The sequence below is a fragment of the Rhodopseudomonas pseudopalustris genome (genome assembly GCF_900110435.1).
In the GTDB taxonomy this organism is placed as follows: Bacteria; Pseudomonadota; Alphaproteobacteria; order Rhizobiales; family Xanthobacteraceae; genus Rhodopseudomonas; species Rhodopseudomonas pseudopalustris.
The window spans coordinates 505,883-520,197 of the sequence record NZ_FODT01000003.1 but is presented as its reverse complement, the minus strand read 5'-3'; the positions used below and the strand labels follow the sequence as shown (position 1 = coordinate 520,197).

General features: G+C 67.0%; 11 protein-coding genes. 4 read left to right on the top strand and 7 right to left on the bottom strand.

Annotation, left to right across the window (positions count from 1 at the left end; genetic code table 11):
* Nucleotides 1–4 precede the first annotated feature (4 nt).
* Entirely contained in the window at nt 5–502 is a 498-nt protein-coding gene (locus tag BMY71_RS08555) for a TPM domain-containing protein (protein ID WP_092683056.1), read from the top strand.
* Between the two features lie 121 nt (nt 503–623).
* Here the strand turns inward: BMY71_RS08555 and BMY71_RS08550 are convergent, their stop codons facing one another.
* The gene (locus BMY71_RS08550) at nt 624–1,235 is read right to left on the bottom strand and encodes a glutathione S-transferase family protein (RefSeq protein ID WP_011504097.1); all 612 of its coding nucleotides are present in this window, start codon (nt 1,233–1,235) and stop codon (nt 624–626) included.
* Nucleotides 1,236–1,432: 197 nt separating this feature from the next.
* On the opposite strand from BMY71_RS08550, the gene BMY71_RS08545 reads away from it, so the two are divergent.
* Entirely contained in the window at nt 1,433–2,404 is a 972-nt protein-coding gene (locus BMY71_RS08545) for a hypothetical protein (RefSeq protein WP_092683054.1), read from the top strand.
* Nucleotides 2,405–2,519: 115 nt separating this feature from the next.
* Nucleotides 2,520–4,022, top strand: a complete 1,503-nt coding sequence (locus tag BMY71_RS08540) for a hypothetical protein (RefSeq protein WP_092683052.1) — start codon at nt 2,520–2,522, stop codon at nt 4,020–4,022.
* Nucleotides 4,023–4,067: 45 nt separating this feature from the next.
* On the opposite strand, the gene BMY71_RS08535 is transcribed toward BMY71_RS08540, so the two are convergent.
* Nucleotides 4,068–5,273: a CaiB/BaiF CoA transferase family protein gene (locus tag BMY71_RS08535; RefSeq protein ID WP_092683050.1), complete on the bottom strand. Its 1,206-nt coding sequence runs from the start codon at nt 5,271–5,273 to the stop codon at nt 4,068–4,070.
* 164 nt (nt 5,274–5,437) lie between these two features.
* Nucleotides 5,438–8,446: a bifunctional proline dehydrogenase/L-glutamate gamma-semialdehyde dehydrogenase PutA gene (putA, locus tag BMY71_RS08530; RefSeq protein WP_092683175.1), complete on the bottom strand. Its 3,009-nt coding sequence runs from the start codon at nt 8,444–8,446 to the stop codon at nt 5,438–5,440.
* A 152-nt stretch (nt 8,447–8,598) separates the two neighbouring features.
* Between putA and BMY71_RS08525 the strand changes: the two genes are divergently transcribed.
* Nucleotides 8,599–9,249 (top strand): hypothetical protein, encoded by a 651-nt coding sequence (locus BMY71_RS08525; RefSeq protein WP_092683048.1) that lies wholly within the window; start codon nt 8,599–8,601, stop codon nt 9,247–9,249.
* An 80-nt stretch (nt 9,250–9,329) separates the two neighbouring features.
* On the opposite strand, the gene BMY71_RS08520 is transcribed toward BMY71_RS08525, so the two are convergent.
* From BMY71_RS08520 to BMY71_RS08505, 4 genes are all read right to left on the bottom strand, one after another.
* Complete coding sequence (locus BMY71_RS08520; protein ID WP_092683046.1) at nt 9,330–9,572, bottom strand: hypothetical protein; 243 nt, start codon at nt 9,570–9,572, stop codon at nt 9,330–9,332.
* Nucleotides 9,573–9,740: 168 nt separating this feature from the next.
* Complete coding sequence (locus BMY71_RS08515) at nt 9,741–11,519, bottom strand: adenylate/guanylate cyclase domain-containing protein (RefSeq protein WP_092683044.1); 1,779 nt, start codon at nt 11,517–11,519, stop codon at nt 9,741–9,743.
* Between the two features lie 204 nt (nt 11,520–11,723).
* Nucleotides 11,724–12,818 carry a YcjF family protein gene (locus BMY71_RS08510; protein ID WP_092683041.1) on the bottom strand — a complete coding sequence of 365 codons (1,095 nt, stop codon included), beginning with the start codon at nt 12,816–12,818 and terminating at the stop codon, nt 11,724–11,726.
* On the bottom strand, nt 12,815–14,284 hold the full coding sequence (locus tag BMY71_RS08505; RefSeq protein ID WP_092683039.1) for a YcjX family GTP-binding protein: 1,470 nt from the start codon (nt 14,282–14,284) through the stop codon (nt 12,815–12,817). Before BMY71_RS08505 ends, BMY71_RS08510 begins: the two co-directional genes overlap by 4 nt.
* Nucleotides 14,285–14,315: the final 31 nt, after the last annotated feature.

Below are 14,315 nucleotides of genomic sequence, written 5' to 3'. Positions count from 1 at the left end.
GGAAATGGGCATCCGGCGTATCGGCAAGCATCTGATCACCAGCCGCAGGCTGGTGCAGAAGGCGTTTCCCCCGACCGCGCTCGATGCGATCGAGCGCGCGATCAGCGCCAGCGAAGCGCAGCACGCCGGGCAGATCCGCTTCGTGGTGGAAGGCGCGCTCGACGGCGCGCCGCTGTTCCGCGACCAGCCGGCGCGGGAGCGCGCTCTCGATGTGTTTTCGCAACTGCGGATCTGGGACACCGAGCACAATAACGGCGTGCTGATCTATCTCTTGCTCGCCGACCGCGACGTCGAGATCGTCGCCGACCGCGGCATCGACGCGCGGGTCGGGGTTACCGCATGGGAAGACATCTGCCGCGAGATGGAAAGCTCCTTTCGCGAAGGCCGCTTCGAAGCCGGCGTGCTGCGCGGCATCGATCTGATCAGCACGCATCTGGCGGCGCATTTCCCGAAAGAAGACCCCGGCGAGAACGAACTCCCCGACGCGCCAGTCGTGGTCTGATGTCGCAAGCGCGACGCTCCTGATCGTTCGTCAATCCGGGATGCACGAGGTTGCGCGCAGATCCGGAATGACGAACGAGATGTTCAGAAGCGATAAGTAACAACCAAGAGGAGCTGGTGAATTACGCCTTCGCCGAGGGGCGCGCGGCAATGCGCTTGTGCCAATCGGCGAGCACGGTGTTGGCGGGGTCGAGCGGCTGCCCGACCTGCGCGCCGAAATCGATCCAGCCGTACAGCAGCAGATCGGCGAGCGTGAAGCGCGAACCGCAGACGAACTCCTTGCCTTGCATCTGCGTGTTCATCCACTGCAGCCGGTCCGCGGCGATCTTCTTCAGACCCGGCGCGGCTTCGGGGAAGCACAGCACGCGGTTCTGAAACATCTTCAGCCCTTCGCTGAATCGGAAGCCATTGGCCAGCGGCTCGCAGATCGTGAGGTCGATCCGCCGCGTCCACATCCGACATTCCGCGCGCTCCTCGGCGGTGCTGCCGATCAGCGGCGGGGCGGGATGTTTCTCCTCGAGATATTCGCAAATCGCGGTAATTTCCGACAAAAAGCTGCCATCGTCGAGTTCGAGAGTGGGCGTCTGCCCGTGCGGATTGCGCGCCACATGCTCGGGCTTGCGGTTTTCGCCAGCCCGAATGTCGACGGCTTGGGTCGGGATCGTCAGGCCCTTCTCGGCGATGAACATCCGCACCAGGCGCGGATTGGGCCCGATCGAATCGTAAAGCTTCATGGTCGTCTCCCTTGGGTCGGCGGCTTCGTGCGCCTGTGTAACCACCTGTCCTAGCGCGGGACAGCGCGCGGCGTAAAGCCTGCGCGGACCGATGCGCAGCCATGCGATTTCTGAAATTTTGGTAAGCATCGGTGGAAGTAACGAATTCGCAAGTAATCAAAGTTACCGAATGGTCAAGTGTATCTGGAGGAATTGACGTGGACGAGCATCGCAAAAAGCCCATCAGCGAAGATCAGGCGGGCGCCGGCGCTGCGTCAGCCGCGTCGGATGTTTCCAAGGTTTCTGCTGAAACCAACGAGACGCGGGCTGAGAACGCGAGCGGTGAGGCCGCGGCGTCCGCCGAGCCGGCTGCCGAGACCGCCAAGGACGACGCGAAGCCGGACAGCGATGCCGGGCGTCATATGCGAGTCGGCAAGGTCACGATCATGGCGCCGGCGCGCAATGAGAACTTGTACCGCCATTGGGACGACGAGATCGAGGTCGAAGCTCCGGACGAGCCGAACGAGCAGGCGGCAAAGCCCCATGGCAAGCGCCAGCTCGCGGTGGTCGCAGTCGCGGTGATCCTGGCCGCGATCGCCGGCGCTGCCGGTGGCGCGCTGACGAGCGCCGGCTTTGTACATTACGGCGACAATGCGAATGCCGCCTCGCAGGCGCAGTCGCAGGCGCGCGCGCTGGACGAGCAGGTCACGAAGCTGCAAACCGAACTCGCCGCGCTGAAGGCGAGCGTCGATCGGGCCGACAAGGCCGCGGTTGCCCAGATCAGCAAGGCGAGCGATCGCCTCGACAAGATCGAGAAGGCGCAGGCCGAGCCCGCGCAGAAGATCGCCAAGTTGAGCGAGACCGTCGAGAAGCTGCGCACCGCGCAAGCCGAGAAGCCGGCGCCTGCTCCGGCCCCCGCGCAGGTCGCGTCCGCTGCTCCGCCGGACGTCACCGGCTCGGTGTCGCCGAAGCCTGCGACGAAGCAGAACGATGTCGGCCGGCTGCCGACGGTCGAGGGCTGGGTGGTGCGCGACGTGTATGACGGCGGCGCGGTGATCGTCGGCCGCCAGGGCACTTTCGAGGTTTATGCCGGCGACCCGGTGCCGGGCCTCGGCCGCGTCGATGCGATCCGCCGCCAGGATGGACGCTGGGTGGTTGTCACGAGCCGCGGCCTGATCGTCTCCCGCTGATCCGACACGCAATCACAAAGGGCGCGGCCTGCCGAGACAGGTCGCGCCCTTTGCGTTAGATTTCCCGGCACCTTGCTGCGTCATCGCGGCTCGGCCGCTCGGGAACACGGCACGCTTGCGACGCTTACTCGGTGTGGCATTGCTGATCTGCAGCCTCGTCCAGCCTGCCGTCGGGTTGGCTGAGGAGTTTTCGCGCGGGCTTGCGATCACAGATCCGCTGGCGCTGCGCGAACTCGATCTGCGCGAGCATCGCGACGATGCTGCGCTGCATCCCGGTTTCGGGCTGCGGCAGATGCTCGATCCGTCCTCGCCAACCCCATTGCGCAATGATGAGCTGTTCGCGCTGCCGTCGATGGCCGCGCTGCACGCAGCGATCGACGATGAAATCGCGCGCTATGGGAAAGCGCATCAGTCCGAGGCGCCGAAACTGTTCGATCGCGACCGGCTGGTTGCCTCGACCTCGCGCTTCGTGCTGGTGGGCATCATCAACCGGATGGACCGCGGCTATGTCGCGGCCGACGGTTGCGGCGAGATCCGGCTGATTTATCGCCCGGTGAACGACGCTGGCGACGCGACGCAGCGATTGCCGATGACGTTGAACATCGTGCTCCGCGCAGGCGCCGCCGCGGCGTTCGCTTGCAGCGAGCTTGCCCGGCGTTGGCTTACGGCCGGGGAATCGCCCGATGCCGGCGCAACTCGCGCGCGCCGGCTGATCGCTGCGGACGGCCCGTTGGCGCCGCTCGGCCCTGCCGCCATCGACCGGATCGAAATCAACCTGCAGATCGCGACGATGTCGAGCGCCGGCGGCGGTGAATTCCGTGCGGACTATCTGATGATGGTATTCCGCTTCGACGCGGCGAGCGGGCGCTATCAAGCCGCGCCGATGGAGAACCAGATCGATCGCGACAGGCTGGTCGCCGACCGCGATCTCGGCAAGCAGTTCAAGCGCTGGCTGCTCCAGCCCGAGACGATTGCGGCGTTCGATCGCGGCACGCTGATCATTCCCGAACCGTATCTCGCGCGCCGCGTGATCGCCGCGACGCCCACCGCCTTCACGTATTCGGAGCTGCGCCCCGCATCCGGGCTCGCCGGGCCGGGCCGCAGCGAGCCGCTGTTCAGCGACGCGGACGTCGTCGCGGCGTTGCAGCGCGCGACCGAAAGCGGCGTCGCGTTGCAGAACATCCGTTCGCCGGCGGGCTTCGTGCGGCGGCTCAACGACATCACCTGTTCCGGCTGTCATCAGACGCTCGGCATCGGAGGTTTCCATTTTCCCGGCGTCGACTGGACCGCGGAGCGAACCCAACGCTCCGCTATGCCGGGATCGCCGCATTTCATCGGCGACCAGATCCGCCGACGCGACATTGTCGCTTCGATCCGAGACGGCCGGAAACCGGACTATACGCGCGGCTTCACCGACCGGCCGCAACTGCGCGGCGCAACAGCGCTGGCCGGCACGGAATATCTCGACGGTTGGGGCGCGGCCTGCGGTCTCGCAGGCGAGGGCGGCGTGGTGGACCCGAGTTTTCGCGACTGGCGTTGCGCCGAGGGGCTGACCTGCCAGCCGGCGCGCAAGGCAACGTCGTTTCCGATCGGCATGTGCTTGGTCGGCACTCGCTGATATGAGTGCTTGCCGCCGTTGGTTGGGCGTTCTTCGGCCGATAAATTATCCCACCGCGCCGGACGCACGAAGCGCGCGGATCGCTTCGTTGTCGTAGCCGGCGCTGCGGAGCACCTCGTCGCTGTGCTCACCGACGGCGGGCGGCAGCCGCGGCCGGATCTTGGCGCTGCCTTCGACCCAGATCGGGCTGTTGACGGTGAGAATCGTGTTGTTCTCGAACGGCACCAGCACATCGTTGTCGATCATCTGCTGGTCGTTCGGAATGTCGTCGAGGATGCCGACCACGCCGAAAACCAACCCGTTGCCATCGAGCGTCTTGCGCCAGTCCGCGAGATCGCGCGTTGCGAAGATCCCGTCGAAGATCCCGATCAGTTCGATCGAGCGGGCGTGGCGGTCGGGCTTGGTTGCGAAGCGCGGATCGTCGGTCAGGTCCTCGCGGTCGAGGCACCGCATCAGCGTCGGCCACTGCTTCTCCTCGTTGAGCAGCGACAGGATCAACCAGCGGCCGTCGCGGCAGCGGTAGTGATTGGCCACGGCGTTGAGCGCGCGTTCGCGCGGCATCCGCGGTTGAAATTCGGCGCCGACCAGCTTGGCCTGCGCCAACACGCTCGACGACCACACGCCGTTGGCCATCAAGTTGGATTTCACCTCGCTGCCCTTGCCACTGCGTTCGCGCTTGTACAGCGCCGTGACGATCGCACCATACAGCGCCATCGCGCAGGGGTGATCGCCCATCCCCGCCAGCGACCGCGCCGGCGTGGTGTCCTCGTCGGCGCGCACCAGATCCATCATGCCGGATCGCGCCCACCATGCGTTGCTGTCGAAGCCGGGCTTGTTGGCCTCCTCGCCGCGCTCGCCGTAGCCGGTGAAGCTCGCATAGATCAGTCGGTCATTCAGCGGCGCCAGGTCAGGGTAGGCGATGCCGAGACGCGCGCGCACCGGCGGCGGAAAGTTGGTGATGAATACGTCGGCCTCGGCGACGAGCCTGCGCAGCACGGCCTGGCCCTCCGGCTTGGCGAGGTCGAGCGCGAGGCTGCGCTTGTTGCGGGATTCCATCATCCACGCGTAGTTGTGCTCGCTGCGCGGATAGCCCGGCAAATTCGGCAGGTTCCGATAGGGATCGCCGGCGCCCGGCGGTTCGATCTTGATGACGTCGGCGCCGAAGTCCGACAGCACGGTGGCCGCCGCGGGCGCTGCGATGAAGCTGGCGCAGTCGAGCACCTTGAGGCCGCTGAAAATGCCGTCGTCCATGGCGAATTGCTCCCTGGCTCTTGTTGTTTTTCGTGGCCCGGAATTTGCGCCAGCGCGCATTTCCAGCCTCATGCATAAGAACCGTGTTCGTCGGACGATGCAATATTGGAACCGGTGAGGGGCGTCGTCCCGAAGGCGAACGATGCAGCTTCGCAGATGACGGCTCACTCGCCGCCCGACAGCAGCGCAGCGTTGCCGCCGGCTGCGGCCGTGTTGATCGACACCGTTTGCTCCAGCGCGAAGCGCGGCAGATAATGCGGGCCGCCGGCCTTCGGGCCTGTGCCGGAGAGTCCCGAGCCGCCAAATGGCTGCACGCCGACGACGGCGCCGATCATGTTGCGGTTGACATAGACATTCCCGATCGCGAGCCGATCGATGATGCGTGCGATGGTGTCGTCGATCCGCGAATGGATGCCGAGCGTCAGTGCGTAGCCGCTGCGTGCGATCGTTCCGAGCATGTCGTCGAGACCGGACGCCGGATAGCGCACGACATGCAGGATCGGGCCGAAGACTTCTTCGCTGAGCTGCGCCGCGTCGCGCAGTTCGAAAATCTGCGGCGCGACGTAATTGCCGTCTACCGGGGGGGTGCCGGCCAAATGAACCCGCGCCTCGCGCGTCATTCGGGCGATATGCGCGTCGAGCTTCGCCTTCGCCTCGGCGTCGATCACAGGGCCGATCTGCGTCGCGGGATCGCGCGGGTCGCCGATGCGTAGTTCGCGGGCGCTGCCGGCGATCATCTCGATCATCCGGTCCGCGACATCGTCCTGCACGAACAACAGCCGCAGCGCCGAGCAGCGTTGGCCGGCGGAGCGGAACGCGGATGTCACCACGTCGTCGGCGACCTGCTCGGGCAGAGCCGTCGCATCCACGATCATCGCATTGATGCCGCCGGTCTCGGCGATCAGCGGCACGATCGGGCCGTCCTTGGCGGCGAGCGTCCGGTTGATCGCCCGCGCCGCCTCGGTCGACCCGGTGAATACCACGCCGGAGACGTCGCGATGCGCGACCAGCGCTGCGCCGATCGCGCCGTCGCCCTGTACGAGTTGCAGCGCCGCGTGCGGCACGCCGGCCTCGTGCAACAGTCGCACGGCGGCGTCGGCGATCACCGGCGTCTGCTCGGCCGGCTTGGCGACCACCGAGTTGCCGGCCATCAGCGCCGCGGCGATCTGGCCCACAAAGATCGCCAGCGGAAAATTCCACGGCGAGATTGCGACGACGACGCCGCGTCCGCGCAGACGCAGTGTGTTGCTCTCGCCGGTCGGTCCCGGCATTGCCATGCCGTCGCCGAACAGGCGGCGGCCCTCGGCCGCATAGTATCGGCAGTAATCGATCGCCTCGCGCACTTCCGAGATGCAATCGTCGAGCGTCTTGGGGCCTTCGTCCTGCAGCAGAGCGATGAAACGCGCACGTCGGCGGTCCAGCAGATCTGCCGCGCGCTCGAGCACGCTTGCCCGCGTCGCCGCCGGCGTGCGGCTCCACTCCACGAAGCCGGTTCGCGCGGTTGCAACGGCTGCTGCGGCGTTCTCTGGTGTTGCGGATGTGATCTTTGGCAGCGCTTGTCGCGTTGTGGCGATCTCACTCACCAGCCGTTGCAGCGCCGCGCGATCGCCTAACTCGATGCCGCGCGAATTCTCACGCTGCGGCCGATACAGGTCGCGCGGCAAAGGAAGGCGCGGGTGTCGCGCCTGCTCGGGCCGCCCGATGAGTTCGGCGGGCCGTCGGAGCAATTCCGCGACCGTTACGCGCTCGTCGCCGGCCTGCGCCACGAACGACGAATTGGCGCCGTTCTCCAGCAGCCGCCGCACCAGATAGGCGAGCAGGTCGCGGTGGCCGCCGACCGGCGCATAGATCCGGCACACCAAATCGGGATGTTCGGCGAGAAGCCGCACATACAGCGCCTCGCCCATGCCGTGCAGGCGCTGGAATTCATAGCCCTCGCCATTGCCGGCGAGCTCGAGCACGGTCGCGACCGTCAGCGCATTGTGGCTGGCGAATTGCGGGAATAGCCGCGGCCGCAAGCGGAGCAGCTTGTCCGCGCAATGCATGTAGTTGAGGTCGGTCATCGCCTTGCGCGTGAACACCGGATAGTCGTCGAGCCCGCGCTCCTGCGCGCGCTTGATCTCGGTGTCCCAATAGGCGCCCTTCACCAGCCGCAGCATCAGACGGCGGTTCAGTCGCTGCGCGAGCGTGTCGACGTAGTCGATGACGGCCGCCGCGCGCTTCTGATAGGCTTGGACGGCGAGCCCGTAGCCGTCCCACCCGGCGAGCGAAGGATCGGCGCAGCAGGCGGCGAAGATGTCGAGCGAGAGTTCGAGCCGGTCGGCCTCTTCGGCGTCGATTGTGAAGGCGAGGTCGTGGGCCTTGGCCTTGCGCGCCAGGTCGATCAGAAGCGGTGTCAACTCGGCCTGCACGCGGTCGCGGCTCACCGCCTCGAAGCGCGGATGCAATGCCGACAGTTTCACCGAAATGCCCGGCCGTGACGGCAGCGATGCGTTGCCGGCTTTGCTGCCGATCGCCTCGATCGCCCGTGTATAGGAATCGAAATAGCGCTCGGCATCGGCTTGCGTGCGTGCACCTTCGCCGAGCATGTCGTAGGAATAGCGCACGCCATCGGCCGCATCCGCCTGCGCACGGTGCAGCGCTGCGTCGATCGTTTCCCCGAGTACGAAGTGATTGCCGATCAGCCGCATCGCCTGCCGCGTCGCGGCGCGCACCGCTGGCGCTCCGATCCGCTTCGCCAGCGCCGCCAGCGTCCCCTGCGGCGTGTCGCCCGACCCCACCACGCGCGCCGAGAGGCCCAGCGCCCAGGCCGAGGCGTTGACCAGCAGCGCTTCGGACTTGATGCGGTGGTGCGCGAAGTCGCCCTGCGCGAGCTTGTCTTCGATGAAAGCGTCGGCAGTCGCAGCATCCGGCACCCGCAGCAGCGCTTCGGCCAGCACCATCAGCGCCAGCCCCTCTTTGGTCGACAGTGCAAATTCGCGAAGCATCTGCTCGACGCTACCGAGGCGATCGTCGCTGGCGCGGATCGCTTCGATCAGCTCGGTCGCCGTGCGGTCGATCCGTGCTTCGCGCCCCGCGTCGGGCGGCACCGAGCCGAGCAACGCCGCCGCCAGCACAGCGTCGTCCGGCGCATAGGGAGCCATGAAGGCAGGATCGGGCGAATTAGGCGACATGATCTGTCCTTGTGCGAGGCCCGCGGCGCGGCGGTGTGTGCGGCCCGCATCAGCCTGCCGGGCAAATGCGCCGCCGCCCGATTCCAATATTGGCACCGCCGGCCGGTCACGCTAGCGTCCCTGCGCAGATGTGACGCGGACGGGGCACGAAGATGCGATCGGAGAGCGGCGGGTGGCTGACGCGGCGCGGGATGGCGCTGGTTGTTGCGGCGCTCGCTGTGGCTGGTGTCGGCCTGCTGCCAGCGCGCGCCGGCCCGCTCAGTTCGCAGGTGTCGTATCTTTACAGTTCGGTCTCGATCTTTCCGCCGTCGGCGAGCGGCATGACGGTGTGCTATGGCTTCGTCTGCCGCCGCCGCCACGAGTTCTTTTTCGGCCCCGCCGATCGCGCCGCACTGGTGAAGATCATGGCCTCCGGCAAGGCCTCGGCCGCAGCCGAACGCGCGGCGGTGCAGAAGGCGGTGGTGTGGCTCGACCGTCGGCTGGGCCCGGTGCTCGGCACCGACAAGCGGATCGCGCGCGCGGATTTTCGCTATTTTGACGATAAGCACAATTTCGACTGCTGGGACACCACCCGCAACACCACCAGCCTGCTGCTGGTGATGCAGGAGTGGGGGCTGTTGAAGTATCACACGGTGGGCGATCCGAAGTATCGCGGCAACGTGCTGGTGCTGCAGACGCCGCACAACACAGCGGTGCTGGTCGAGCGCGGCTCCGGCGCTGAATGGGTCGTCGACATGTGGACCCGCGCCTATGCGCAGACGCCGGAAGTGATGCCGGTCGATCAGTGGGTCAAGCGGGACTGATCCCAGCTCGGATCAAACGGGAAATCCCGGCCGCGCCGGCGGCCGGGACCTCCACACCTGCTACCTGCAATGGGAACGCGTCAGTAGCAGATGTTGAAGGTGCGCCAGCGCCAGCCATAAGGCGTCGCGACGCGGCGGGTGACGGTGCAGCTTCCGTAGCCGGCGCCGATGTAGCCGACGCCGAAGGCGGGGCCGTGCCAATGATGATGGTGCGGATGATGCCAGCCCCAGCCGCCGCCCCCGGCGGAAGCGGACGTCGGCGCCAGTGCGACGACGCTGAGCGAAGCGGCTGCGAACAGTCCAATTGCGATCTTGCGAAACATGGTCGTTCTCCTTCGAGATGCGCGCGCGGCGCTGTTGTCAGTTCATCCCGGTCCTGATGATCTGGACCTGCCCATCACCCGTTCGTCGCGATCGAAATCGCGCGGGTTCAGGCCGCATGGTCCGAAGTGTGCGCTGGATCACCAAGCGCTGCCGCGCACCGCGCAGCCTCAGGCGAACATCAGCTCGCTTTGGTCGAGCGCCGCGGCGAGGTCGCGCGATTGCACGATCGGGCAGACCAGCATCGGTTCGACGCGGCCGCGGATCTCGACTTGCTGGGTCGGCAGTTGGTCGGCGGCGATGCCCGCGGTCGCGCGCAGTTCGTCGGACAACAATGTCTCGCAGCCGAGCGCTTTGGTCATGTCCTGCAGCCTCGCTGCGACGTTGACCGAGTCGCCGAGCGCGGTGAACACCATGTGATCGCGATAGCCGATCTCGCCGAGGATGACTTCGCCGCCATGGAGGCCGATGCCGAAGCGGATCGGCTCGGGGAGGTCGTGGCCGATGAAGCCGTTGAGTTCGTCGACCGAGGCGGCGATCGCCGCGGCGGCGCGGATCGCATTGCGGCAGGCTTCGCGCGGCGTGTCGTCAAGGCCGAACAACGCCAGCACGCCGTCGCCGATGAACTGGTTGGGCTGTCCGCCGCTGGCGATCACGGCGCGCGACACCGCACCGAGGAAGCGGTTGACGATGAACACGGTGTCGAACGGCAGCCGCGTCTCGGCGATCTTGGTCGAGCCGCGTAGATCGACGAACATGCTGACGAGGTAGCGCTCCTCGCCAACCCGCGCCGCACGCGCCGCGAGCCGCGCCGCCGCGGCGTTGCGCGGGGGAAAAACCGGCAGAAAGGCGAGATCGTGGGTCGGGCGCAGCTGGCAGGCGAGGCGGATGGTGGGATCGTCGCCGGCGCCGACGCTGTCCAGCACGAACGCCTCGCGGCTCGACGGCGGGGGCAGGTCGGCGGGATTACCGATCACCCGGATGCGGCAGGTCGAGCAGCGGGCGCGGCCGCCGCAGATGCTGGCGTGCGGAATGTTGTGACGCAGGCTCGCCTCGAGCACGCTCAGCCCCTTCGGCACCCGGATCATGCGGTCGGCGCCGTAGGTCAGCCGGATCATTCCGCCGCGCCGCTCGTTCAGTCCGCGCGCGGCGCGGGCGATCAGCGCGAGCCCGATCAGCCCGAGATAGCCGATCACGAACGCTTCGCCGACCCGGTCGAGCGTTGCCTGCTGCGCCAGGGTGCCGAGCTGCTTCACCGACAGGTTTTTTTCCTGCCATCCCCGCGAAGACGAATCGCGGATCGTCTCGCGGCCGCCTTGGTAGAAGCCGAGCAGCGCCAGCGTCGGAACCAGCACCGCGACGGCGAGTAGCCACGGCATCGCCTTGCGGGCCATCGGCTTGATCCGCAGCCAGACGTAAAGACCGATGCAGCCATGGGTCCACGCGACCAGCATCACCAGCACCATCAGCCACACCCGGTAGGGCGGCGCCGCGACCCAATAGGCGTAGAACACCTGCGGATAGAGCTTGTCGATGTCGTAGAGCGCGTTGCTGAGCCGCAGCCCGATCACATGGCCGTAGATCAGCAGCGGCACGCTGAGGCCGAGCAAGAGCTGCAGCGGCTCGATCGTCCGCCAGCGAAACCGGCGGCGCTGATACAGCGCCCACAGCCCGAGTCCCGCGTGAGTTGCCACCGAGCCGTAGAACAGGATCGCCACCGGCAGGAACTGCCAGATTTCGAGATGCCATTCCACGCCGGCCTGCAGCGCCTCGGGTGAGATGTTGCCGAGCGCATGATTGAGGAAATGGCTGAGTAGATAGGCGAACAGCACCAGCCCGGTGAACATCCGGACCTGGCGCAGGCCGATGCCGCGCAGAAAGGCGAGACGGCGCGGGCGCTGCTCGTCGGCGTCGCGGGTTCGGTCGGTCGTCGTTCGCTTGGCGTGCATCGACGGGTTGTCGAAGGAATTCCCGCCGCGGTCAACACGCTGCGCACCTCTCGTCCGCGTACCGTCATTCCGGGGCGCGAGCGGAGCTCGCGAACCCGGAATCCAGAGGTTGTTGCGCACAGGCCGGATCAACAGCTCGAGATTCCGGGTTCGCCGCTGCGCGTCGTCCCGGAATGACGCGTGACTTTCCGGTCGGCGCTTCCGCTATTCTTCCTTCTCGCGCTTCTTCATCAGGTCCTTGACCAGATCGCCGAGCTGCGGCCGGGGCAGCGCGTTGAACGGCAGCGGTCTGGTCAGGTCGATCGCGGCGAGGCCGAGTCGCGCCGTCAACATGCCGTTCAGCACGCCTTCGCCGAGCTTCGAGGACAGGCGCGAGGCGAGGCCGTGGCCGAACACGGATTGCACCACGCTGTCGCCGAGCGCGATGCCGCCGGTGATGGCGAGGTGCGACACCGTCTGCCGCATCAGCTTGAACATGCCGAGCGCGCCGGGGCGGCCGCCATAGAGCCGCGCAAGCTGGCCGATCAGCCGTGTCGCGGCGATCGCCACGAACAGCACGTCGATCAGGGCCTTCGGGCTGATCGCGGTGACCACCGAGACGCGCTGCGCGGCCTTCGAGATCAGCACGCGCGCCTCGATGTCGAGCGGCGTCATCAGTTCGCGCTCGGCCAGCCGGATCAGGTCGGCGCCGTCGATGATGTCGTCGAGATGCTTCTCGAGCGTATGGCGGGCCCGTGCGAGCTGCGGATTGGGATGCTCGAACTTCAACAGCTCGCGGATGATGGCGCGGGCCTCGGCGCGGTTGTCGGTTTCCAGCACCTTGGCGGCGCGGGCGTGCAATTGCTCGATCCGGGCGAGTCGAATGAGCCCGAACGCCTCGCGGCCGACGATGATCGCGAGCGAGCCGCCGGCGAGCACCGCCAGCACCATGCCGACGGTGCCGAGCGTCTGGCTCTGCGCGAACAGATCCTCGATCAGCTTGCTGACCCACAGCCAGAACGCCAGCGTCACCAAACCGGTCGCCGCAGACCAGAACAGCGTGCCCCAGCGAAAACCCTTCTTCGGGTTGATGATGCTGGCCGGCGGCTTCGGCGCGACGATCGGCGGCTCCTTCTCCTGCGCAAGCTGGACTCGCGCGCGCGGCGGCGGCGCGGACGAGGAGGCTGACGAAGCCGATGCGGTCGCGTGAGCAGCGCTGCTGCTACTGCTGGCGCTGCTCTCGTCGGAATCGATCAGCACGACGCTGGGGTCGGTCAGTTTGAAGGTCGCCGGCCTTCGGGGAGGGACCCGCTCGGTCATTGCAATTTGTCTCCGATCAGGAACTGGAGCGTGCGGTCGAGGCGGATGTGAGGCAGTGCCGGGCCGTCCGGATCGCGATTGTCGAGCCGCGGCGGCCGGAAGCGCAGGAAGCGGAAATCGGCGTCCTCGTGCGACCCTGCCGCAAGGCCGCGGAAGGTGTCCTCGCCCTTGAACAGGCCCTGCAGATTGGTCGGCAGGTCGCCGGGGAAGGTGGCGACTTCGGTCTCGCCGTCGAAGATCTCGCCGTCGGCCATTTCGCCCTTGATCGGGGTGCCGACGATCGACGGCAGCCGGTCGCGGCCGCGCTGCACCTGGGCCTCGCGGGTCGCGCGCACCGCGGCCAGCGCGACCACGTCGACGGTTGCGCCGGCGAATTCGGCGCGCTGCATCGCCCGCTCGACCAGCTTGCGCAGGATTGCCTCGAGCCGGTCGTGGCTGGAATGGTGCAGATGGTCGGCCTTGGTCGCGGCGAACAGGATGCGATCGATCCGCGGCCGGAACATCGTCGAGAGCATCGACGACCGCCCGACCCGGAAGCAATCGAGGATGCCGGCGAGCGCCGCTTCAAGGTCCTGCAGCGCCTCGGGACCCGCGTTGAACGCGGACAACGCGTCCGCCAGCACGATCTGGCGGTCGAGCCTGGCGAAGTGATCGCGGAAGAACGGCCGCACCACGACGTCCTTATAGGCCTCGTAGCGCCGCCGCATCATCGCCCATAGCGAGCGCTCCGGCGGCGCGCCGTCGATCGGCACATCCAGCGGCGCAAAGGTCAGCGCCGGCGAGCCGGCGAGATTGCCCGGCATCAGGAAACGGCCCGGCGGCAACAGGCTCATCGCGAACTGCTCGTTGCGGCAGTCGCGCAGATAGGTGGTGAACAGCCGCGCGGCGGTCAGCGTCTCCTGCTCGTTCTCGCGGCCGTTGGGGTCGAGGGTGGCGAGATGCGCATGCCAGTCCAGAGCGACCCGCCGCCGGGGGTCCTGCCGCGACAGCGCCAGACTCTCCGCCGCCCAGCGCTCGTAGCTTTTGTTCAGGAGCGGCAGGTCGAGCAGCCACTCGCCGGGATAGTCGACGATATCCAGCGTCAGGGTCCGCTCGGCGCCGTTCTTGCGCTGATAGTCGATCACCAGACGCAGCTCGCTGATATCCACCGTCGAACTCGGCCAGTTGCGCTGCTCCATCAGCGTGGCGAGGAAGCCCTCGTAGCCGAATCGCGGCACCGCATCGTCGGGCTGCGGCGCCAGCCGGGCCTTGGCGATCCGCCCGGTCGACATCGATTCGAAGATCGGAAACCGCCCGCCACGAGACAGGCCATGCACCAGCGCGGTGATGAACACCGTCTTGCCGGCGCGTGACAATCCTGTGACGCCGAGCCGGATGGTCGGATTGAAGATGTTCTCGCTGTAGTCTTTCAGCGCCCGCGCCGACAGCAGCGCTTCCTCGACCAGATTGGAAAAACGGAAGGCCATGAGCGCTAATGTTCAATCAAGAGGCGGATAC